At 73.1% G+C, this 22,163-nt stretch carries 18 protein-coding genes; 15 read left to right on the forward strand and 3 right to left on the reverse strand.

Annotated elements, in window-relative coordinates:
* Positions 1 to 61: 61 nt before the first annotated feature.
* The 4 genes from dxr (at position 62) to ACIPWA_RS04040 (ending at position 4,946) form a co-directional block, all read left to right on the forward strand.
* Positions 62 to 1,246 carry a 1-deoxy-D-xylulose-5-phosphate reductoisomerase gene (gene dxr / locus ACIPWA_RS04025; protein WP_056648694.1) on the forward strand — a complete coding sequence of 395 codons (1,185 nt, stop codon included), beginning with the start codon at positions 62 to 64 and terminating at the stop codon, positions 1,244 to 1,246.
* A gap of 171 nt (positions 1,247 to 1,417) precedes the next feature.
* A complete protein-coding gene (locus tag ACIPWA_RS04030) occupies positions 1,418 to 2,728 on the forward strand; it encodes a M50 family metallopeptidase (protein ID WP_068625609.1) in 1,311 nt (436 codons plus the stop codon).
* Between the two features lie 123 nt (positions 2,729 to 2,851).
* Entirely contained in the window at positions 2,852 to 3,991 is a 1,140-nt protein-coding gene (ispG, locus tag ACIPWA_RS04035) for a flavodoxin-dependent (E)-4-hydroxy-3-methylbut-2-enyl-diphosphate synthase (RefSeq protein ID WP_191805698.1), read from the forward strand.
* A 10-nt stretch (positions 3,992 to 4,001) separates the two neighbouring features.
* A complete protein-coding gene (locus ACIPWA_RS04040) occupies positions 4,002 to 4,946 on the forward strand; it encodes a GNAT family N-acetyltransferase (RefSeq protein ID WP_400288260.1) in 945 nt (314 codons plus the stop codon).
* A 16-nt stretch (positions 4,947 to 4,962) separates the two neighbouring features.
* Here the strand turns inward: ACIPWA_RS04040 and ACIPWA_RS04045 are convergent, their stop codons facing one another.
* Positions 4,963 to 5,907, reverse strand: a complete 945-nt coding sequence (locus ACIPWA_RS04045) for an Fpg/Nei family DNA glycosylase (protein WP_400288262.1) — start codon at positions 5,905 to 5,907, stop codon at positions 4,963 to 4,965.
* 135 nt (positions 5,908 to 6,042) lie between these two features.
* Here ACIPWA_RS04045 and ACIPWA_RS04050 point away from each other — a divergent pair, with 135 nt between their 5' ends.
* Positions 6,043 to 7,896 (forward strand): proline--tRNA ligase, encoded by a 1,854-nt coding sequence (locus ACIPWA_RS04050; RefSeq protein ID WP_400288263.1) that lies wholly within the window; start codon positions 6,043 to 6,045, stop codon positions 7,894 to 7,896.
* Positions 7,897 to 7,998: 102 nt separating this feature from the next.
* On the opposite strand, the gene ACIPWA_RS04055 is transcribed toward ACIPWA_RS04050, so the two are convergent.
* Positions 7,999 to 9,105 (reverse strand): DUF4439 domain-containing protein, encoded by a 1,107-nt coding sequence (locus ACIPWA_RS04055; RefSeq protein WP_400288265.1) that lies wholly within the window; start codon positions 9,103 to 9,105, stop codon positions 7,999 to 8,001.
* 116 nt (positions 9,106 to 9,221) lie between these two features.
* On the opposite strand from ACIPWA_RS04055, the gene ACIPWA_RS04060 reads away from it, so the two are divergent.
* The 5 genes from ACIPWA_RS04060 to rbfA all read left to right on the forward strand — a co-directional run bounded on the left by ACIPWA_RS04060 (position 9,222) and on the right by rbfA (position 15,063).
* The gene (locus ACIPWA_RS04060) at positions 9,222 to 9,770 is read left to right on the forward strand and encodes a ribosome maturation factor RimP (protein WP_056648707.1); all 549 of its coding nucleotides are present in this window, start codon (positions 9,222 to 9,224) and stop codon (positions 9,768 to 9,770) included.
* A gap of 3 nt (positions 9,771 to 9,773) precedes the next feature.
* On the forward strand, positions 9,774 to 10,889 hold the full coding sequence (gene nusA / locus ACIPWA_RS04065; protein WP_056648709.1) for a transcription termination factor NusA: 1,116 nt from the start codon (positions 9,774 to 9,776) through the stop codon (positions 10,887 to 10,889).
* A 147-nt stretch (positions 10,890 to 11,036) separates the two neighbouring features.
* Positions 11,037 to 11,234 (forward strand): YlxR family protein, encoded by a 198-nt coding sequence (locus ACIPWA_RS04070; RefSeq protein ID WP_369819006.1) that lies wholly within the window; start codon positions 11,037 to 11,039, stop codon positions 11,232 to 11,234.
* A gap of 221 nt (positions 11,235 to 11,455) precedes the next feature.
* Entirely contained in the window at positions 11,456 to 14,395 is a 2,940-nt protein-coding gene (gene infB / locus ACIPWA_RS04075) for a translation initiation factor IF-2 (protein WP_068625605.1), read from the forward strand.
* A gap of 191 nt (positions 14,396 to 14,586) precedes the next feature.
* The gene (rbfA, locus tag ACIPWA_RS04080; RefSeq protein WP_056762073.1) at positions 14,587 to 15,063 is read left to right on the forward strand and encodes a 30S ribosome-binding factor RbfA; all 477 of its coding nucleotides are present in this window, start codon (positions 14,587 to 14,589) and stop codon (positions 15,061 to 15,063) included.
* A 144-nt stretch (positions 15,064 to 15,207) separates the two neighbouring features.
* Here the strand turns inward: rbfA and ACIPWA_RS04085 are convergent, their stop codons facing one another.
* Positions 15,208 to 16,698 carry an MFS transporter gene (locus tag ACIPWA_RS04085; RefSeq protein ID WP_082608711.1) on the reverse strand — a complete coding sequence of 497 codons (1,491 nt, stop codon included), beginning with the start codon at positions 16,696 to 16,698 and terminating at the stop codon, positions 15,208 to 15,210.
* Between the two features lie 79 nt (positions 16,699 to 16,777).
* On the opposite strand from ACIPWA_RS04085, the gene ACIPWA_RS04090 reads away from it, so the two are divergent.
* From ACIPWA_RS04090 to ACIPWA_RS04110, 5 genes are all read left to right on the forward strand, one after another.
* A complete protein-coding gene (locus ACIPWA_RS04090; RefSeq protein ID WP_400288268.1) occupies positions 16,778 to 17,473 on the forward strand; it encodes a TetR/AcrR family transcriptional regulator in 696 nt (231 codons plus the stop codon).
* A gap of 48 nt (positions 17,474 to 17,521) precedes the next feature.
* Positions 17,522 to 18,484 carry a tRNA pseudouridine(55) synthase TruB gene (truB, locus tag ACIPWA_RS04095; protein ID WP_400288269.1) on the forward strand — a complete coding sequence of 321 codons (963 nt, stop codon included), beginning with the start codon at positions 17,522 to 17,524 and terminating at the stop codon, positions 18,482 to 18,484.
* 149 nt (positions 18,485 to 18,633) lie between these two features.
* On the forward strand, positions 18,634 to 19,728 hold the full coding sequence (locus ACIPWA_RS04100) for a bifunctional riboflavin kinase/FAD synthetase (protein ID WP_068707109.1): 1,095 nt from the start codon (positions 18,634 to 18,636) through the stop codon (positions 19,726 to 19,728).
* 23 nt (positions 19,729 to 19,751) lie between these two features.
* Positions 19,752 to 20,426 carry an ABC transporter ATP-binding protein gene (locus ACIPWA_RS04105; RefSeq protein WP_400288271.1) on the forward strand — a complete coding sequence of 225 codons (675 nt, stop codon included), beginning with the start codon at positions 19,752 to 19,754 and terminating at the stop codon, positions 20,424 to 20,426.
* A gap of 10 nt (positions 20,427 to 20,436) precedes the next feature.
* Positions 20,437 to 22,149 (forward strand): DUF6297 family protein, encoded by a 1,713-nt coding sequence (locus ACIPWA_RS04110; protein WP_068627433.1) that lies wholly within the window; start codon positions 20,437 to 20,439, stop codon positions 22,147 to 22,149.
* Positions 22,150 to 22,163: the final 14 nt, after the last annotated feature.

Genomic DNA, 22,163 nt, shown 5'->3' on the forward strand with positions numbered 1-22,163 from the left:
TGAGGCCTGCCCGACGCCGCAGCGCGCCTCGGGCGGTCCTCGCACCTGGGAGGATGTCCCCATGAGTCTGCGCAGCGTGACCCTCCTCGGGTCGACCGGATCCATCGGCACCCAGGCGATCGACGTGATCTCCCGCCACCCCGACCGCTTCCGTGTGGACGCGATCTCGGCCGGCGGCGCGAACGCCGAGCTGCTCGCGCACCAGGCTGTCGCGCTCGGCGTGCAGCGCGTGGGTGTGGCGGACCCTGCACGGGCCGTCGAGGTCGAGGCCGCCCTGGCGGCCCGGGCTCCCCGCGCGGGGGCTCGGCCGGTCGAGGTGCTGGTCGGTCCGGACGCCGCGACCGAGCTCGCGGGGGCGGGATCTGACGTCGTGCTCAACGGCATCACGGGGTCGGTGGGCCTCGGTCCCACGCTCGCCGCGCTCGGCGCGGGCTCGACGCTCGCGCTGGCCAACAAGGAGTCGCTCGTCGTGGGCGGCGTGCTGGTCCAGGACGCGAGGCAGCGTCCGGACCAGATCGTCCCCGTCGACTCGGAGCACTCGGCGATCGCGCAGGCGCTGCGCTCGGGTCGGCGCGAGGAGGTCCGTCGGCTCGTGCTGACGGCGTCGGGCGGGCCGTTCCGCGGCTGGGCGCGGGACGACGTCAAGGCCGTCTCCCCGCAGCAGGCGCTCGCGCACCCGACCTGGGCCATGGGCCCGGTCGTGACGATCAACTCCGCGACGCTCATGAACAAGGGCCTCGAGCTCATCGAGGCGCACCTGCTGTTCGACGTGCCGACCGAGGAGATCGCGGTCGTGGTGCACCCGCAGTCGGTCGTGCACTCGATGGTCGAGTTCGTGGACGGTTCGACGATCGCGCAGGCCTCGCCCCCGGACATGCGGCTGCCCATCGCGCTCGGCCTGAGCTGGCCGGACCGCCTGGGCGAGGTCGCCGCCGGGTGCGACTGGACGGCGGCGACGGCCTGGACGTTCGAGCCGCTCGACGAGGCGCTCTTCCCCGCGGTCGGTCTCGCGCGCGAGGCGGCGTCGGCCTCCGCGACGCACCCTGCGGTGTACAACGCGGCCAACGAGGAGTGCGTCGCGGCGTTCCTGGAGGGCCGCATCGGGTTCCTGGACATCGTCGCGACGGTCGAGCGCGTCCTCGGAGAGCACCGGGGAACCTCGCGGGCGGCGGTCACGTTGGACGACGTGACGGCAGCGGAGACGTGGGCCCGTGCGCGGGCCCACGAGATCCTGGCGCAGCGCTGAGGTGGGCGCGCGGCGGGCGCCTCACGGGGCGCGGGCGGTCTCAGGCATCGTCCAGCGATCGGCGGTAGGTTCGCCCCGTCCGGTCCGGGACGGTCTGCCACGACCCTCCGACCGTCTCGCACCCGTCCTGGAGTCGTCCCGGACCCCACAACCTCCCCGAACGGAGCTCTCATGACCGCGGTGATCGCGATCCTCGTCGTGCTGGTCGGCATCCTGGTGTCGATCGCGCTGCACGAGGTCGGGCACATGGTCCCGGCCAAGAAGTTCGGCGTGCGCGTGAGCCACTACTTCGTGGGGTTCGGCCCCACGCTGTGGTCGCGCACCAAGGGCGAGACCGAGTACGGGGTCAAGGCGATCCCGCTGGGCGGCTACGTGCGGCTCGTGGGGATGTACCCGCCGGCGCCGGCGGGCAAGAAGCAGTCGGACGGGTTCTTCGGGCGCATGGTCCAGGACGCTCGCGAGATGAGTGCCGAGGAGATCCTCCCCGGGCAGGAGCCGCGCGCGTTCTACAACCTCTCGGTGCCCAAGAAGGTCATCGTGATGTTCGGTGGACCGTTCATGAACCTCGTGATCGCGTTCGTGCTCATGACGATCGTGCTGGTGGGCATCGGTCTGCCGCAGGCGACCACGACGGTGGGGCTCGTCCCGCAGTGCGTCACGCCCGCCACGGCCCCGGCGGACTACGAGTGCACGGCCGACGACCCGCTCACCCCGGCGGCCGAGGCAGGCCTGGAGCCCGGCGACACGATCGTCTCGTTCGACGGCGAGCCCGTCACGTCGTGGGACTCGCTCGTCGGCAAGATCACGGGGGCGGCGGGGGAGACCGTGCCCGTCGTGGTCGAGCGCGACGGCGAGCGCACGACGCTCGAGATCACCCCGGCCGAGGTCGAGCGACCGGTCGTGGGCGACGACGGCCAGTACGTGCGCGACGACGCGGGAGAGCTGGTGCTCCGGCCCACGGGGTACGTCGGTGTCGCTCCGACCCAGGAGCGTGTCTCCGAGCCGCTGTCGGCGGTCCCGGAGGCCATCTGGCAGCAGGTGAGCGGCACGGCCGCGATCATCGTCTCGCTGCCCGCACGGCTCGTCGACATCGGCCAGGCCGCGTTCGGCGACGAGGCGCGCGACCCCAGCTCGCCCGTCGGTCCCGTCGGGGTCACGATCGTGGCGGCCGACCTCCTGGACGCGGGCGAGGGCGACCTCGTGGGGCAGGTCGCGACCATGCTGAGCCTGCTGGCCTCGCTCAACATCGCGCTGTTCGCGTTCAACCTCATCCCGCTGCCGCCGCTCGACGGCGGTCACATCGCGGGTGCGCTGTACGAGGGCGCCAAGCGTCAGGTCGCCAAGGTCCGTGGGCTGCCGCGCCCGGCGCACGCCGACGTGGCACGGCTCGTCCCGCTGGGGCTGGCCATGTGGGTCGTCCTGCTCGGCATGGGGCTGCTGCTGATCTACGCGGACATCGTCAACCCGGTCCGGCTCACCTGACCGGCCGCACGGTGAAGATCTCGCGAAGAGTCGCGTGCGGAGCGGGGCGGGGTGGGCCCGTGGGCGCGGCCCGGGTGCTGGGCGGGGGATACTAGGTCCGTGAGCGTACCCATCAGCCTTGGCATGCCAGCAGCACCCCCGCCGGTCCTCGCGCCGCGCCGCAAGACGCGCAAGATCAAGGTCGGCAAGGTCGACGTCGGCGGCGACGCCCCCGTGAGCGTCCAGTCGATGACCACGACGCCGACGACGGACATCAACGCGACCCTCCAGCAGATCGCCGAGCTGACCGCGTCCGGCTGCGACATCGTGCGTGTCGCGGTGCCCAGCCAGGACGACGCGCTCGCGCTGCCGGCGATCGCGAAGAAGTCCCAGATCCCCGTGATCGCGGACATCCACTTCCAGCCCAAGTACGTGTTCGCGGCGATCGACGCGGGTTGTGCTGCGGTGCGCGTGAACCCGGGCAACATCCGCAAGTTCGACGACCAGGTCAAGGAGATCGCTCGCGCGGCCTCCGACGCGGGCACCTCGATCCGCATCGGCGTCAACGCCGGGTCGCTCGACCCGCGTCTGCTCGCCAAGTACGGCAAGGCCACCCCGGAGGCGCTCGTCGAGTCGGCGGTCTGGGAGGCGTCGCTCTTCGAGGAGCACGGCTTCCACGACTTCAAGATCTCGGTCAAGCACAACGACCCGGTCGTCATGGTGCGGGCCTACGAGCTGCTCTCCGAGCGCGGTGACTGGCCCCTGCACCTCGGTGTGACCGAGGCGGGCCCGGCGTTCCAGGGCACCATCAAGTCGGCCACGGCCTTCGGTGCGCTGCTGAGCAAGGGCATCGGTGACACGATCCGTGTCTCGCTCTCGGCCCCGCCGGTCGAGGAGGTCAAGGTCGGCATCCAGATCCTGCAGTCGCTCAACCTGCGTCCGCGCAAGCTGGAGATCGTCTCGTGCCCGTCGTGCGGTCGCGCCCAGGTGGACGTCTACACGCTCGCCGAGAAGGTCACCGCGGGTCTCGAGGGCATGGAGGTCCCGCTGCGCGTCGCGGTCATGGGCTGCGTCGTGAACGGCCCGGGCGAGGCGCGCGAGGCAGACCTCGGCGTCGCGTCGGGCAACGGCAAGGGCCAGATCTTCGTCAAGGGCGAGGTCGTCAAGACCGTGCCGGAGTCCATGATCGTCGAGACGCTCATCGAGGAAGCGATGCGCATCGCCGAGACCATGACGCCGGAGAACGACGCACAGGCCGGCCCGCCGGTCGTCACCGTCGGCTGAGCCTGCGGCGATGGCGCGCTGGCACCCCCCGGGGCCGTGGTCCCGGCCGGAGGCCGCCCGTGTCCTGACGGACGCGGACGTCCCGGCCGCGCTCGCGGTGTGCGCCCTGGACCCGGTCGGCTCGGTCCTGGCCGCCTCACGGATCGTCGAGGCGACACGACTGTCGCTGAGCGGCGGACAGGTGTGGGGCTTCCCCGCGCAGGGTCCGCTGCTCGCGATCTGCTGGGCAGGGGCGAACCTGGTGCCGGTCGTCCCCCTGGCCGGTGCCGAGCACGCGCAGGCGCTCGACGCGTTCGCGGCCCTGGCGCGCCGGTTCGGTCGCCGGGCGTCGTCGATCGTGGGCGAGCGCGCGGCTGCGCTGGGGCTGTGGGACCGCCTGGCCCAGCACTGGCCCGCAGCCCGCGACGTGCGCGACGACCAGCCCTCGCTCATGATCGACCGTGCGCCCGAGGTCGAGCCGGACCCGATGGTCCGGCGGTCGGTGCCCGCCGAGCTCCCGCTCGTGCTGCCCGCGTGCGTGCGCATGTTCGTCGAGGAGGTCGGGTACTCGCCGGTCGCGGCGGGCGGCAACGCGTACGCCGAGCGCGTGCGCGGGCTCATCACGTCGGGGCGCTCGTTCGTGCGGCTCGCGGGCGGTGTGCCCGCTCCGTCGCTGCCGAACGGGGACAGGGACCCGCTCGCCGCGGTCGCGCTGCCCGAGCGCACCGTGGCCTTCAAGGCCGAGCTCGGTGCGGTCACGACCGCGGTCGTGCAGGTCCAGGGCGTGTGGGTCGATCCGCAGCTCCGCGGGCGTCGCCTCTCGGAGTCGGGCATGGCCGCCGTCGTGGAGATCACGCGACGCGAGATCGCACCGATCGTCTCGCTCTACGTCAACGCGTACAACGAGCGCGCGCTCGCGACGTACCGCCGAGTGGGGTTCGAGCAGGTCGGGACGTTCGCGACCGTCCTCTTCTGAGGGCGGCCGCCGGTCGCTAGCGCAGGAGCTTGGACATGCGCCGGTCGGCGAGCACCTGCCCGCCGGTCTGGCACGTCGCGCAGTACTGCAGGCTGCGGTCCGCGAACGAGACCTCGCGGACGACGTCCCCGCACACCGGGCAGGCCTCGCCCGTGCGACCGTGGACGCGCATCCCGCGTCGTTTGGCGTCCTTGAGCTCGGCGGCCGGCCTGCCCGACGACGTCGCGACGGCCTCGGAGAGCACGTCGCGGATCGCGGCGTGCAGGTGGGCCACGTCGTCGGCCTCGAGGCTGCGGGTCAGGCGGAACGGGCTCGTCCTGGCGGCGTGCAGGATCTCGTCGGAGTACGCGTTGCCGATCCCGGCGACGAGCCGCTGGTCGCGGAGCAACCCCTTGAGCTGCTGGTTGCGTGCCGCGAGCAGGCGTGAGAGCTCGGCGATCGTGAAGTCGGGACCGAGGGGCTCGACGCCCAGGGTCGCGATCGCGGGGACCTCGGCGGGATCGCGGACCACGTGGACCGCGAGCCGCTTGCGCGTGCCCGCCTCGGTCAGGTCGAACCCCGAGCCGTCGTCGAACCGGATCCGCAGCGCGAGGACCGCCCGCACGCCGCCCCTGCTCGAGGTGGGGCGCACCGGCGTGGTCGGCGCGTCCTCCGACCAGCGCAACCAGCCCGCCCGGGCGAGGTGGAAGACCAGGTGGAGCTCGTCGTCGGGCACTGCGCTCGTGGCTCCCGCGGCGCCCCCGCCCGCCCCGGAGCCTGCGGTCGCGGGACGCACCGCCAGGTCGAGCCACTTGCCGTGCCGCGACGCACCCGTGACCGTTCCGCCCACCAGGGCCGACAGGGGAGGGGAGAACGTCTTGAGGGCCACGATCGAGGCGAGGTCGGCCGCGACGACGACGTGACCGGTCGCGCGCTCGTCGAGGAACCGGACGAGCGCCTCGACCTCGGGCAGCTCGGGCACGCTTCCATGGTGCCCGCTCCCGCGCGGACGCGCACCGCCGACGAGTCACGGCCGGCCGGCCGCCTCGCGGACCGACCGGGAACGGCCTCGGAGTCTCTGCGGGGTGCTGCGTCGCGCGACGGTAGGATCGGGCCCATGTCTTCAGCCTCCAGCCGGGTGGTCGGTCCCCCCGTCAAGCCCCTCAAGATGACCTCCCTGTTCCTGCGGACGCTGCGCGAGGACCCGGTCGACGCCGAGGTCGCGAGCCACAAGCTCCTCGTGCGCGCTGGCTACATCCGTCGTGCCGCCCCCGGCATCTACACCTGGCTCCCGCTGGGCCTGCGCGTGCTCGCCAAGGTCGAGGCGATCGTCCGCGAGGAGATGGAGGACGCGGGCGGCCAGGAGGTCCACTTCCCGGCGCTGCTGCCGCGCGAGCCCTACGAGGCCACGGGCCGGTGGGACGAGTACGGCGCGAACCTGTTCCGTCTCACGGACCGCAAGGACGGCGACTACCTGCTGGCCCCCACGCACGAGGAGATGTTCACGCTCCTCGTCAAGGACATGTACTCGTCCTACAAGGAGCTGCCGCTCACGCTGTTCCAGATCCAGACGAAGTACCGCGACGAGGCGCGTCCGCGCGCGGGCCTCATCCGTGGCCGCGAGTTCATCATGAAGGACGCGTACTCGTTCGACGTGACCGAGGAGGGGCTCGAGGCCTCGTACCAGAACCAGCGCGCCGCCTACCAGCGGATCTTCACGCGCCTGGGTCTCGAGTACGTGATCGTGGCCGCGACGTCCGGGGCCATGGGCGGCTCGCGCAGCGAGGAGTTCCTCAACCCGACCGCGATCGGCGAGGACACGTTCGTCCGCTCGCCCGGCGGCTACGCGGCCAACGTCGAGGCCGTCGTCACGCCCGTGCCCGAGGCCCTGCCCTACGACGACGCGCCCGCGGCGCACGTCGAGGACACCCCCGACACCCCGACGATCGACTCGCTCGTCGCGCTCGCCAACGCGCGCTTCCCGCGCCCCGACCGCGAGTGGACCGCGGCCGACACGCTCAAGAACGTCGTGCTCGCGCTCACGCACCCCGACGGCCGCCGCGAGGTGCTCGTCGTGGGCCTGCCCGGCGACCGCGAGGTGGACCTCAAGCGCCTCGAGGCGTCGGTCGAGCCCGCCGAGGTCGAGCCCGCGGGCGAGGCCGACTTCGCCGCGCACCCCGAGCTCGTCAAGGGCTACATCGGCCCCGAGGTGCTCGGCCCGCAGGGCCCCCAGGTGACCGTGCCGGCCGAGGGCAAGACCCCCGCGTCGTCGCACTCGGCCGTGCGCTACCTCCTGGACCCGCGCGTCGTCGAGGGTACCCGCTGGATCACGGGCGCGAACCAGCACGGCAGGCACGTGTTCGACCTGGTCGCCGGTCGCGACTTCACGGCCGACGGCACGATCGAGGCCGCCGAGGTCCGTGCGGGCGACCTCGCGCCCGACGGCTCGGGTCCGCTCGAGCTCGCGCGCGGCATCGAGATCGGCCACATCTTCGCGCTGGGACGCAAGTACGCGCAGGCCCTGGGCCTGACGGTCCTCGACGAGAACGGCAAGCAGGTCGTCGTGACCATGGGCTCGTACGGGATCGGCGTGACGCGCGCGCTCGCCGCCCTGGCCGAGGCCAACCACGACGAGGCCGGCCTCGCCTGGCCCGCGCACGTTGCTCCCATGCACGTCCAGGTGGTCGCCACGGGCAAGGACCAGGCGGTCTTCGAGGCCGCCGCGTCGCTCACGGCCGAGCTCTCGGCGCGCGGCGTCGAGGTCCTGTACGACGACCGGCCCAAGGTCTCGCCCGGCGTGAAGTTCAAGGACGCCGAGCTCCTGGGCGCCCCGCTCGTCGTGGTCGTGGGCCGCGGGCTCGCGGACGGCGTCGTCGAGGTGCGCCCGCGCCAGGGCGGCGAGCCCGCGCAGGTGCCGGTCGCAGGCGTCGCCGACCTCGTGACCGAGAAGGTCGCCGAGCTGCTGGCCTGATCTCTCCCCGGCCGCCCCGGCGGCAGGGGCCGACGACGGACGGGCCGGGTCCGGGAGCGATGCTCCTGGACCCGGCCCGTCCGCCGTCGTGGAGGAGCGTCCTCAGCCGGCCGCCGGGGGAGTGGTCGACTGCTCGGGCAGACCCGGGAACGCTGCGAGGGGAGCTCCCCACGCGACGGCCGCGAGGCTCGCCTCGGTCGACAGGTCGGCGAGCGGCAGGCGGGTCCCCGTGCCGGCCTCGGCCGTGAGCGCGGCGTACGACTCAGCGAGCGAGGACTCGAGCTGGACGGCGAGCTCCGCCGTCGGGACGTCGGCCGGGACCGAGTAGGCGACCCGGCGCGGGTCCTGCGCCCCTCCCGCGGTGCCCGCCGCCTGGGCCCAGGCCTCTGCCCGGGCGCGGTGCAGCACCGCGCGGTCGAGGGCTGCGGCGCGCACGTCGCCGTCCGCGAGGGCCGCGCGGACCTCGAACGCGTACCCCGCGGCGTCCTCGGCCTCGATGATGGTCGACAGGTCCGTCGCGGTCAGCCCCGACGGCGTGGTCTCGGGCACGAGCAGGCCGGTCGGGAGCGCGAGGGACTCGGGCAGGGGTGTGCCCGTCGAGGCCGCGAGCTGACGCGCAGAGGCGTCCTGCGAGGACACGATCGACGTCAGCAGCCGGGCGAACGGGCCGTCGTCGGTCTGGTCGATCCCCTCGCGCATGCTCGCGCTCGAGGCGGCCAGCGCGTCGAGGACCTCGGCGGGCGTCGCGGTCGTGGGAGTCGTCGGCTGCTCGGTCGCGCCGGACGGGGGCTCGTCGGTGTCGCCGTCGGGCTCGGGGAGGCCCGAGTCGTAGACGCCGCCGAGCTGCGTCACGTGGAGGTCGGCGAAGGTGCCCGCCTCGGCGAGCGTCGCGAGCGAGGTCGCGTCCAGGCCCGACGACGTCGCGCCCGCCGCGACGGCGAGCTCGCCCACGAGCAGCGCGCCGTCGACCGCGTCGCGCCGCAGCGTCTCCTGGGCGTCGGGCACGGGCTCGGTCGGGGGCGGGGTCTCCAGGCGCAGCCCGCAGCCGGCCACGGTGAGCAGCGTGAGCGACGTGACGATCGACACCACCGCGCGACCGGCCGGACGACGCCACCGAGCCCGGACCCGTGAATATCCGGGCGAAGCGGACGGCGGGGCGTCGCCCGAGGGGCTCGACGGGTGGAGGCGCGGAGTCGGTTCGGCAGTCATCGAGGGTGATGATGTCACGTTCCTGGCGGGTGAGTCGTTAGGCTGATCCCGTACAACAGCACACCGGTCGATTCCTTCAGCCCGGTGGGCTCTGGAAGCCGACGGGAGACCGAGACATGAACAAGGCGAAGCAGGCCGGTGCGGACAGGGTCCGTCAGGTCGTGGAACCTGCGGTGCAGGCAGCGGGCCTGTACCTGGAGGACGTGACCGTCTCCCTGGCAGGCAGCCGCTCGGTCGTCCGCATCACGGTGGACCTGCCCGAGGACGCGGTGGGCAACCTGGACCTCGACGCCGTCGCAGAGGTCTCGCGCGAGATCAACAACGCGCTCGACGCCTCCGACGCGTTCCCCGGTGCGTACACGCTCGAGATCTCGACGCCCGGCACCTCGCGCCCCCTGACCGAGCTGCGCCACTTCAAGCGCGCCCGCGGCCGCATCGTCAGGCTCACGCTCACGGACGGCGCAAGCGTCGAAGGGCGCCTGCGCGAGGTCGAGGACGGCCGCCTGCTGCTCACCGGGGCTCCCGTGGACTCGGTGGCGCTCGACGACGTGACGCGCGGCGCCATCCAGGTCGAGCTCAAGCGTGCGCTCGAGGCAGACCTCGGCCCGGAGATGGCTGTTGACGAGAACCCCGGGGCGATCGCCCCGAACGACGAGGAGGTCTGATCGATGGACATCGACATGAGCGCGCTGCGCCTGCTGGAGCGCGAGAAGGACATCAGCCTCGACATCCTGGTGGCAGCGATCGAGCAGGCGCTGCTCTCCGCCTACCACCGGACCCCTGACGCGCACGCCCGCGCGCGGGTCGAGCTCGAGCGCCGTACCGGCCACGTGACGGTCTGGGCGCGCGAGGAGATCCCGGCCGAGGAGGACGCCGACGACGCCGCCGACGAGGTGGACGAGGACGGCGAGCCCGTCCGGCGCTACCGGGCGCCCGTGCTGGGCCCCGAGTTCGACGACACGCCCAAGGACTTCGGGCGCATCGCGACCGCGACGGCACGCCAGGTCATCGTGCAGCGGCTGCGGGACGCCGAGGACGACCAGATCCTGGGCAACTTCCGCGGCAAGGAGGGTGAGGTCCTCGCGGGCATCATCCAGCAGGCCAACGACCCGCGCATGGTCCTCGTGGACGTGGGCGGCACCGAGGCGGTCCTCCCGCCGCACGAGCAGGTCCCGACCGAGGACTACGTCCACGGCGAGCGGCTGCGCGCGTACGTCCTGGACGTCGCACGCGGCATGAAGGGCCCGCAGATCACGCTGAGCCGCACGCACCCGAACCTCGTCCGCAAGCTCTTCGAGCTCGAGGTCCCCGAGGTCGCCGACGGCTCGGTCGAGATCATGGCGATCGCCCGCGAGGCCGGTCACCGCTCCAAGGTCGCGGTCCGTTCGCGCGTCGCGGGCCTCAACGCCAAGGGCGCCTGCATCGGCCCCATGGGTGGGCGCGTGCGCGCGGTCATGGCCGAGCTGCACGGCGAGAAGATCGACATCGTCGACTTCAGCGACGACCCGGCGGAGTTCGTGGCGAGCGCGCTGTCGCCGGCCCGTGTGACGTCTGTCACCGTGGTCGACGCCGAGGCTCGCGCCGCACGCGTGGTCGTCCCCGACTTCCAGCTGTCCCTCGCGATCGGCAAGGAAGGGCAGAATGCCCGGCTTGCCGCGAAGCTCACGGGGTGGCGCATCGACATCCGCTCGGACGAGGGCGCGCACCCCGGTGCGGGCGACGACCGGGCCCGTGGAGGCCTCGACGAGGTCGACGGACCGGGCTCCGGCGACGGAAACGGGTAACACTCGGTGAGCGGGCGCGCTAGACTGTCCCTGACTGGGCCACGGGTCCGGAATCCGTCGCACGACCCTTCAGGCGCTCACGCGCCCGTTCGGACGTGCGTCGGCTGCCGGGAGCGTGACCTACGGTCTGTTCTTCTCCGCCTCGTGGTGGACCAGCCTGACACTCCAGAGCCTCGGCTCGTCGTCGATGTCGGCAGGTCGCTCCCGGGGCGCGGCGCCTGGCTCCACGATGCTCGGCGTTGCCTCGAGCTGGCCGAGCGTCGACGAGCCTTTCCCCGGGCGCTGCGTCTCGCAGGACCCGTGGACCTCGCCGGAGCTCACGCCCATCTCGACAGGGAAGACTGACCCGTCGTCAGTCATCGCCAGTCATCGTCAAGTCGGCGGTCCCGGTCGGCGGCGCACCAGCGCCGCCCGAGCCGAGCCGCGCCAGTACCGCACGAACACCGCACGAATCGTCGACAAGGAAGCGGGTTAGAAGCCGATGGGCACCCGATGAGTACCCAGCGATGAGCACCCAGCACTAAAGACGGTCCTCCCTGTTTCGGGTGGGCCGAGACAGGAGAGTTGTGGCAAAGGTCCGCGTCTACGAGCTCGCAAAGGAGCTCGGGGTGGAGAGCAAGACCATCATGACCAAGCTGACGGAACTCGGTGAGTTCGTCCGCTCGGCATCCTCGACCATCGAACCGCCGGTCGTCCGCAAGCTGCGCGACACCTTCCCGGCCGGTGGCACGGAGAGCGCAAGCGCTCCCGCCAAGCCCGCCGCCGCGAAGCCCGCGCCGGCACGTCCGGCCGCGCCCAAGCCCGTGCCGGCCGCCGAGGCTGCGCCTGCAGCACCGGCGCCCGCTGCCCCCGCGCCGGCACCCGCCGCGCCCAAGGCGCCGGCACCCCAGAAGGAAGCAGCGAGCCCCGCGTTCGTCGAGCCCACGCCCGCAGCCCCTGCTGCGGCCAAGCCCGCCGCCACGCCGGCTCCCGCTGCCGAGCGCAAGCCGTCGGCATCGCCCAAGCCGGCAGGTGGCGGCAACGCCCCCGCGCCCGGCCCGCGTCCCGCAGCAGCCCGCCCCGGCGGCTCCGGCGGAACCGGTGGGGGCGGCCGTCCCGGCTCCCCGCGTCCTGGCAACAACCCGTTCGCCTCGAGCCAGGGCATGCCGCGCGCCGGCTCCCCGCGCCCGGGCAACAACCCGTTCGCCTCGAGCCAGGGCATGCCTCGTCCGGGTGCACGCCCCGAGCGCGCAGCCGACCCGGCAGCGAACGCCAACCCCGCAGCAGCAGCAGGCAGCGCCGAGCGCACCGGCGGACCCCGTCCCGGTGGTCCCCGTCCTGCACCGCGTCCGGGTGGTCCCCGTCCCAACCCGGGCATGATGCCCGGTCGTACCTCGATCGGTCGCCCCGGTGACCGTCCCGCTCCCGGCGGTCGTCCGGGTGGCGGCGCCGGCGGTGCCGGTGGCGGTCGTGGCGGCTTCGCCGGTCGTCCCGGTGGCGCAGGCGGAGGCCCCGGCGGCGCTCCTGGTGGTGGCGGCGGTTTCGCCGGTCGCCCCGGTGGCGGTGGCCGCGGTGGCGCAGGTCGTGGCAGCACCCAGGGTGCTTTCGGTCGTGCAGGAGGGCGCCCCGTCCGTGGGCGCAAGTCGAAGCGGGCGAAGCGCCAGGAGTTCGAGCAGATGCAGGCCCCCTCGCTGGGTGGCGTGCAGGTTCCCCGTGGGAACGGCTCGACCGTCGTGCGCCTGCGTCACGGTTCCTCGCTCAACGACTTCGCGGACAAGATCGACGCGAACCCCGCGAGCCTCGTGACGGTGCTCTTCCACCTCGGTGAGATGGCGACCGCCACGCAGTCCCTCGACGAGGACACGTTCGGCTCGCTCGCCGCGGAGCTCGGGTACGTCATCGAGATGGTCTCCGCAGAGGAGGAGGACCGCGAGCTCCTCGGTGCCTTCGACATCGACCTGGACGCCGAGCTCGAGGGCGAGGGCGACGACGAGCTCCAGGCCCGTCCGCCCGTCGTCACGGTCATGGGTCACGTCGACCACGGTAAGACCCGACTGCTCGACGCGATCCGCCAGACCGACGTCATCTCCGGCGAGGCCGGCGGCATCACGCAGCACATCGGTGCCTACCAGGTCCGTCACGAGCACGAGGGCGTCGACCGTCCCATCACGTTCATCGACACCCCGGGTCACGAGGCGTTCACCGCCATGCGTGCTCGTGGTGCCCAGGTGACCGACATCGCGATCCTCGTGGTCGCAGCCGACGACGGCGTCATGCCGCAGACGGTCGAGGCGCTCAACCACGCGCAGTCGGCCGGCGTGCCGATCGTCGTCGCGGTCAACAAGGTGGACAAGGAGGGGGCCAACCCCGCCAAGATCCGCCAGCAGCTCACCGAGTACAACCTGGTGGCCGAGGAGTACGGCGGCGACACCATGTTCGTCGACGTGTCCGCCAAGCAGAACCAGGGCATCGACGCGCTCCTCGAGGCCGTCCTCCTCACGGCGGACGCCTCGCTGGACCTGCGCGCCAACCCGGACAAGGACGCACGAGGCGTCGCCATCGAGGCGAACCTCGACAAGGGCCGCGGCGCCGTCGCGACCGTCCTGGTCCAGTCCGGCACGCTCCACGTCGGGGACGCGATCGTCGCGGGCACCGCTCACGGACGCGTCCGTGCGATGTTCGACGAGCACGGCAACAACGTCACCGAGGCGGGCCCCGCCCGCCCCGTGATGGTGCTCGGGCTCGCGTCCGTGCCCAGCGCCGGTGACACGTTCCTCGTGGCTCCGGACGAGCGCACGGCCCGTCAGATCGCCGAGAAGCGCGAGGCAGCCGAGCGCGCAGCCCTCCTGGCCAAGCGTCGCAAGCGCGTCAGCCTCGAGGACTTCGCCCAGGCGCTCGAGCAGGGCAAGGTCGAGACCCTCAACCTGGTCCTCAAGGGCGACGTCTCCGGTGCCGTCGAGGCACTCGAGGACGCGCTGCTGCAGATCAACGTCGGCGACGAGGTCCAGCTGCGGATCATCCACCGCGGCGTCGGTGCGATCACCCAGAACGACGTCAACCTGGCGACCGTGGACAACGCGATCATCATCGGGTTCAACGTCAAGTACGGCGAGCGTGTCGAGGCACTGGCCGAGCGCGAGGGCGTCGACGTCCGCTTCTACTCGATCATCTACCAGGCGATCGACGACGTCGAGGCTGCACTCAAGGGCATGCTCAAGCCCGAGTACGAAGAGGTGCAGCTCGGCACCGCCGAGATCCGCGAGGTCTTCCGTTCCTCCAAGTTCGGGAACATCGCCGGTTCGATCGTCCGCTCGGGCGAGATCCGACGCAACACCAAGGCACGCGTCCTGCGTGGGGGAGCCGTCATCGGCGACAACCTCACGGTCGAGTCGCTCAAGCGGTTCAAGGACGACGCCACCGAGGTCCGCGAGGGCTTCGAGTGTGGTATCGGTCTCGGTTCGTTCAACGACCTGCAGGTCGGCGACACGATCGCGACGTTCGAGATGCGGGAGAAGCCGCGTAGCTGACGTACCTCTCCGCTGACGCCTACCCGTGAGGTGTGGCGGGTCTACCGCGGGCCTGGCGGCCCGTGCCAGACCCACCACGACCCGCCACACCTCACGGTCCGGCGTCGGCGGAGCTGTTCGTTCAGGACGTGGCCCGAAGGGCCCACCAGGAGCTGACTTCCTGCGGGGCCCTCTGATGAAAGGACTGAACCATGGTCGACAAGCCCAGGGCTCGCAAGCTCGCTGACCGGATCAAGGTCATCGTGGCGCAGATGCTCGACACCCGGATCAAGGACCCGCGTCTCGGGTTCGTGACCATCACCGACGTGCGTGTGACCGGTGACCTGCAGAACGCCTCAGTGTTCTACACGGTCTACGGCAACGACGAGGAGCGGGCAGGGACCGCCGCGGCGCTCGAGAGCGCCAAGGGGATCATCCGCTCCGAGGTCGGCAAGCAGACGGGGATCCGGCTCACGCCGTCCCTGGAGTTCCACCTCGACTCCGTGCCGGACACCGCCGCGCACCTCGACGTCGCCCTCCACGAGGCTGCACGTCGCGATGCCGAGCTGGCCGCGCTGCGCGAGAAGGCCACGTACGCCGGCGACGCCGACCCGTACAAGAAGCCTGCCGCTGACGACGAGGTCGAGGCCGGCGGGTCTGCGGACTCCGACGAGGTCGCGCCCGCCTGACGGCGCGCCCGCGCACCCCACCGAGCCATCGGGCGGGTGCGGCAGCACGAGCACACGGAACGGCCGGTCCCTGCTGGGGCCGGCCGTTCCGCTGTCCTGGGCCACCTGCCCCGCACCCCACCGGACCCGTCCCGGCGGGGTGCGCTACGCCGTCGGGCGGGCGGAGCGGCGCGGCAGGAACGTCGCGGCGACCGCCCCCACCCCCACGCTCGCGGCGCCGACCCACAGCGCGGCCGGCAGGCCTTCCGTGAAGAGCTCCGGTGTCAGCGCTCCGCCCGCGGCCTGGAAGACCGCGACGAGGACCGCGACCCCCAGCGCGACCCCGACCTCCCGGAGCGTCGAGTTGGTCGAGCTCGCGGTCGCGTTGTCGGACTCGTCCATGTCGACCAGGACGGCCGTCGCGCTCGGCGCGAACGTCAGACCCATGCCGATCCCCGCGAGCACGAAGGCCGGGACGAGCTGCGCGTACGTCGCGCCGGACGAGACGACCGCGAGCCAGGCGAGCGCGAGCGTCTGGAGGGTCAACCCGGTCACGAGGAGCGTCCGGATGCCGAGGCGCGGCGCGAGCATGCCGGCGACGGGTGCGACGAGCATGGGGGCCGCGGTCCACGGGAGCGTGCGGACCCCTGCCTCGAGCGGTGAGAGGCCCTCGGCGATCTGGAAGTACTGGATCAGCAGGAACACGGCGCCGAACATGCCGAGCGAGAACGCGAAGCCGGACACGTTCGCGATGGCGAAGCTGCGCGAGCGGAACAGGCGCATCGGGACGAGGGGCGAGCCGCCCCGGCGGGCGAGGTGCTGCTCCCACGCGACGAACGCCACGAGCAGCAGGATCGACCCGGCGAGCAGCGAGAGGACGACCGCGGACGTCCACCCGTCCTCGTTGCCGCGGACGATGCCCCAGACGCCCGCGAAGACCCCGGTCCCGGCGAGCGCGAGGCCCACGAGGTCGATCGGCCCGCGGCGGCCGAACGACTCGCGCAGCACGACGAGCACGAGCGGGACGGCGACGAGCGCGACGGGCACGTTGATCCAGAAGATCGCCTCCCAGCTCATGCCCTCGACGACCGCGCCGCCGACGAGCGGCCCGAGCGCGACGCCGAGACCCGAGACGCCGCCCCAGATCCCGATCGCGAGCGCGCGGCGGGCACGGGGGACGGCGTCGGCGATGAGCGCGAGGGACAGCGGCATGATCGCGGCAGCGCCCGCACCCTGCACGGCGCGGGCCGCGATGAGCGCGGACGGGGTGTCGGCGAGCGCGCACGCGACCGACGCGAGCGTGAAGACGGCGATCCCGACGACGAACACCCGGCGGCGTCCGAACCGGTCGCCGAGCGAGGCCGCCACGAGCATGAGGGTCGCGAACGCGAGCGTGTAGGCGTTGACGAACCACTGGAGCTGCTCGACGCTCGGCCGCAGCGCCTGGGAGATCACGGGCAGGGCGCCGGTGACCACGAGGTTGTCGAGCGTGGCCATGAACATGGGCAGCGAGGCTGCGACCAGGACCAGTGCGAGAGGCCGACGGCGGCGCGCGCCGGGGGAGCGTGCGTCGTCGATCGCGGTGGTGAGGCCCGCGGGGAGGGGCGCGTCGCTGACGAGGGTGGGCGGGCGGTCGGGGACGGCGGTCGTGGACATGAGGACTCCTCGATAAGAGGTAAGCATCGGATGATTACTAGGATTACGACGCTAGTAATCAACTGATAACCTTGTCAACATGGAGAGCGCACCGAGTTCCGCACGGGCCCAGGTCGCCGAGCCCGAGCCGTCGGCGCGGCGCATGTCGCGCGACGAGCGACGCGAGCAGATGATCGACGCCGCGACCGCGGTCTTCGCCGCCGGGGGCTACGCCGGTACCAGCGTGGACCAGGTCGCCCGGGCCGCGGGCGTGTCCCAGCCCTACGTCGTGCGGATGTTCGGCACCAAGCACGAGCTGTTCGCCGAGGTCTTCGACCGGATCGGCCGCCGCATCGTGGCCGCGTTCTCCGCGGTGCCCGCCGGGCCCGCAGCGGGCGACGAGCTCGCCGCGACCTACGTCCGGCTGCTCGCGGACCGCAACCTCCTGCTCGTCATGATGCACGGCTTTCTCGCGGGGGCAGACCCAGACTTCGGGGCCAGGTCGCGCGAGTTCTTCGTCGAGGTCTTCGAGGTCTACGTCGACCGCACGGGGGGCACGCTCGACCAGGCGCGAGACTTCCTCGCCCAGGGCATGCTGCTCAACACGCTGCTCGCGATCGGCGCCCCCGAGCACTTCGGCGCGGACCCGCGCCTGGGCGAGCTCGTGCGGTGCGCGTTCGGCGACGCGCTGCCCGCGGTCGACCCGGCCGCCCAGCGGGCCGGGGAGCAGGGGCCGGACGAGCCCGGCCCCGTCGAGCCCGGCCCCGTCGAGCCCCGCCTCCCCTCCGGGCGCTGAGCCCCCGCCTCCACCCCTCCCGTTCCCGAGCACCGAGGACCCCTCCCGATGACGCACGACCCGAAGCCTGTGCGCGAGCGCCGACCCACCGCCCCCGACGGCCTCGTGATCGTCGACAAGCCCCAGGGGCTCACGAGCCACGACGTGGTGGCCCGCCTGCGCCGTCTCGCGGGGACCCGCAAGGTGGGGCACGCGGGCACGCTCGACCCCATGGCCACGGGGGTCCTGGTCCTGGGGATCGGGCGCGCGACCAAGCTGCTGACGTACGTCGTGGGCGCGGACAAGGAGTACACCGCGACCATCCGTCTGGGTGCCGCGACGACGACCGACGACGCCGAGGGCGAGACCACCTCGCGCGCTGACACCTCGGCCGTGACGCGCGAGGCGATCGACGCGGGAGTCGCGCTCCTGTCCGGTCCCATCGAGCAGGTGCCGAGCTCGGTGTCCGCGATCAAGGTCGACGGTCAGCGCGCGTACGCGCTCGTGCGCTCGGGCGAGCAGGTCGAGCTCAAGGCACGCCCCGTGACGATCTCGCGCTTCGACGTCCACGAGGTGCGACCGGTCGCGGCCACGGAGCCGGACGACCTTCCCGCGCTCGACGTGGACGTCACGGTCGTGTGCTCGTCGGGCACCTACATCCGTGCCCTCGCCCGCGACCTGGGCGCGGACCTCGGTGTCGGGGGGCACCTCACGGCTCTGCGCCGCACGCGCGTGGGCGGCTACGCGCTCGACGGCGCCTCGACGCTCTCCGAGCTCGAGGCGCAGGTCGAGCGCGACGGCGTGCTCGTGACGCTCCCGCTCGCGGACGCCGCTCGCGCCACGTTCCCCGTGCGCGACCTGACGCCCGAGGAGCGCGACGCGCTGTCCTACGGCAAGTGGGTCGACCCGTCGCCCCAGGACACCACGACGGCCGCGATCGGCGACGACGGGTCGCTCGTCGCGCTGCTCGAGAACGTGGTGCGCGAGGGCAAGCACAAGGCCAAGCCCGTGATCGTGTTCGCCCCGGCGTGAGCCCGGGCAGGTCCGAGGGGTGACCGTCCACCGTTTCGATGGGGAACACCCGGGCGAGACGTGGCAATCTTGACCAGGCGCGCCGTGGGTGCGCGCCGTCGTCGGGCCTCCTGAGCGAGCCCGCCTCACACACATCTCGAGGAGTACGCGTGCACCTGTGGACGGACCTGGACCAGGTTCCGCCGGGATTCGGACCGTCGGTCGTGACGATCGGCAACTTCGACGGCGTCCACCGCGGCCATGCCGAGGTGCTCGGCCGCATCGTGTCCCTCGCCCGGGAGTCGGGCTCCCAGGCCGTGGCCGTGACGTTCCACCCGCACCCCGCGACGGTCCACCGGCCCGAGCAGGCGCCCGAGCTCCTGACCGGGATCGCCGACCGCATGGAGCTCCTCGAGGCCACGGGCCTCGACGCCGTGCTGCTGGTCGAGTACACGCTCGACTTCGCGCGCCAGAGCCCTGAGGAGTTCGTGCGGACCTACCTGGTCGACGGGCTGGGGGCGCGGACGGTCGTCGTGGGTCACGACGTGCGGTTCGGGCGCGACAACGCGGGCAACCTCGCCACCATGATCGAGCTCGGCCGGACGCACGGCTTCGAGGTCCGGGCGATCGACGACGTCGGGACCGTCGGGGGCGGGACCGGGCGCGCGACCACCTCCGACGCGGCTGCCTCGCCAGGAGGGGGCGCGGTGCCCAGCGGGCGCTGGTCCTCGACCGAGATCCGCGGCCTGCTCACGGACGGCAAGGTCCGCGAGGCCGCGGCGCTGCTCGGGCGTCACCACCGCCTGCGCGGCGTGGTGATCCACGGCGACGCGCGCGGGCGCGAGCTCGGGTTCCCCACGGCCAACCTCGGTGCGATCAGCGGCATGGTCCCGGCCGACGGCGTGTACGCGGGCTGGCTGCGTCGTCCCCAGCTCCTCGCGGCGGACCCGGGGAACGGCGACGGCGTGCTGCCCGCGGCCATCTCGATCGGCACCAACCCCACGTTCGACGGCGTCGAGCGCCGCGTCGAGGCCTACGTCCTGGACCGCACCGACCTCGACCTGTACGACGAGGAGGTCGTCCTGGAGTTCGTCGAGCACCTGCGCCCCACGTTGCGCTTCGACGGGATCGACGCGCTCGTGAGGACCATGCACGACGACGTCGCGCGAGCCCGCGTGATCCTCGCCTCGGGCGCGGGGACGCCTGCGGGTACGTCCGTTGGGCCCAGCGGGCCCGAAGCGTCCGCGACCGGGTCGGGGGAGTAGTCGTGTCGGTCAAGAAGCAACCCGTGCTCGAGACCCGGGCCCTGCGCGTCGGGTACGCCGAGGCGCCCGTGTGCGCGCCCGTCGACCTGGCCGTCCGGCCGGGCGAGCTGTGGGCGATCATCGGGCCCAACGGCAGCGGCAAGTCGACGCTCCTGCGTGCGCTCCTGGGGGTGCTCGCACCCCTGTCCGGCAAGGTGCTGGCGTTCGGGCGGGACGTCGACGAGCGCGAGCGCGACTTCCGCGCCAAGGTCGTCGGGATCCTCGACGACGACGCCTACTTCCCGGGGCTCACGGCGCGCGAGCACCTGGTGCTGACCGCGCGCGGTCACGGCGTGGCGGGTGCGGGGGAGGTCGTGGACCAGCTCCTCGACCGGTTCGGCCTCGCGGCGCAGTCCGGGGCGATGCCGACCGAGCTGTCCTCGGGGCAGCGGCGGCGCCTCCTGCTCGCGGCCGGGTTCGCCCGCCCCCGCGAGGTCGTCGTGCTCGACGAGCCCGAGCAGCGCCTCGACCCGGGCATGCGCGCCGACCTGGCCCGGATCCTGGTCGAGGAGGCCGGGCGCGGGGCTGCCGTCGTGTTCGCGACGCACGACCCCGAGCTGGTCGAACGGACCGGTGCGCGCGGACTCCTGGTCGGCGACGACGAGTGCCTGCGCCTGGGGCACCAGGCCGCGCTCGACGCGCTCGCCCGGGTCCGTTGAGGAGCGGGCGATGAACGCGGCCCAGGGCCGGGGCAAGAAGCGCCCGCACGGCCCGAGGAAGGGACCCCACGACGTGGCGGCTGTGGCGCCCGTGGCGGCCGCGGCCGCCGCCCCGGGGGGCCCAGCGGCGCCCGAGCCCGTGACGCCTGAGCCTGAGGTCGAGCGGGCTCCGTTGCCGCTGCTCGTCGCGGACCCGGACGAGGAGTTCTCGGGGCGGGAGATCCGGCGCCTGACCGCACGCGTCACGGCCTCGCGGGCCGACGCGGGTCCCGGTGAGCTGCTCGGGAACATCGCCTACGTCGTGGTGTCGATCGTGATCTCGATCGGCTTCGTGATCGGCGCGGCGAACGTGCTCCGCGAGACGATCTTCGTCGAGCCCGCGGGCGGCCGGGACGCGGTCCTGACGGCCGCCACGATCCAGGCGCTCGGCTCGGTCGCTCTCCTGGCGCTCATGACGGGCATGGCCGTGCGGCTCGGACCGCTGGGGACGGGCAGCGCGGGCGTGCGGTGGTGGGTGCCGATGCCCGTCGACCGGCGTGGTCTGCTCACCCCGTCGTACTGGCGCGGCGTCGCGGTGGCGCTCGTCGTGGGAGCTGGCGGGTTCGCGGTCGTGGCGCTGGCCTCGGGCGCGGACCCGGCCGTGGCAGGGCGCAGCGCGGCCCTGGGGGCAGCGGCGGGGCTGCTGCTCGTGGGGCTCGCAGGACTGATCCAGCCACGGACACCCGTCGCGGCCAGGGTCGCTCGCGTGAGCGACGTGGTGCTCGCGGCGGTCCCTGTCGCGGGTGTCGTGCTCGTCGCGGCCGGTTGGTCCGACCTGCGCGAGCTCACGATCCCCGCCTGGGTGATCGGTGCGCTCGGGCTGGGCGCGCTCGCCCTCGTGGTCGTGTGGTGGCGCCGGCTCGAGGTGCTCGGCGCCCAGGTGCTGCGTGCGCAGAGCGCGGTGGCCGACCAGGCGGGCGGCGCGATCCTCTCTCTCGACACCCGCGAGCTGGGGCGCGCCCTGAGCCGGGCCGGGTCGACGCGCGGCGGCAGGGTCCGCAGGCCCTCGCGCTTCGCGCTCGTCAGGGGGCCGGTCTCGGCGCTCGTCGCGGCCGACCTCACGCTCCTGCGCCGCAGCCCGTCGGCCCTCGCTCAGCTCGTCGGCCTCACGGCCCTGGTGATCGTCGCCCAGCAGGTGCCCGCGTTCACGGGCGGGTTCGGGCTGTTCGTGCTGCTGGTCGTCGCGGGCTTCCGCGCCGCGCAGCTCGGCGCGGAGGGCGCGCGCACCGCGGAGATGGTGCCCGTGCTCGACGCGATGATCCCGTTGTCCGCGCGCGACGCCCGGCTGGCACGGACCGTCGCGCCCTCCCTCACCGCGCTCGTGGCCCTCGTGGTCGGGACCGTACCGCTCGTGCTGACCACGCGTGAACCGCTCTGGTTCGCGCTCGTGGCCGTGGTCGCGGTCGGCATGGGCGCAGCCGCGATCCGCAGCGCCTACCGCAAGCCGCCCAACTGGTCCGGCCCGCTCATGGCCACCCCTGCCGGAGCGCTCCCGACGGGTGCGGCCTCGATGTTCGCGCAAGGACCCGACGCGGCCGTCCTCGGCGCGATCCCGCTCGGCATCTGCCTGCTCGTGGGCACGCCCACGCCGGCGCTCATCGCGTTCCAGGGGATCGCGGTGTGGATCGCCTTGGCCGTGGCGTCGCACGTGCGGGCGACGGGGGCCAAGCCGCTGCTCGGCTGACCGCGTCGGCCCGA

The organism is Oerskovia enterophila (assembly GCF_044748475.1).
Lineage (GTDB): Bacteria > Actinomycetota > Actinomycetes > Actinomycetales > Cellulomonadaceae > Oerskovia > Oerskovia enterophila.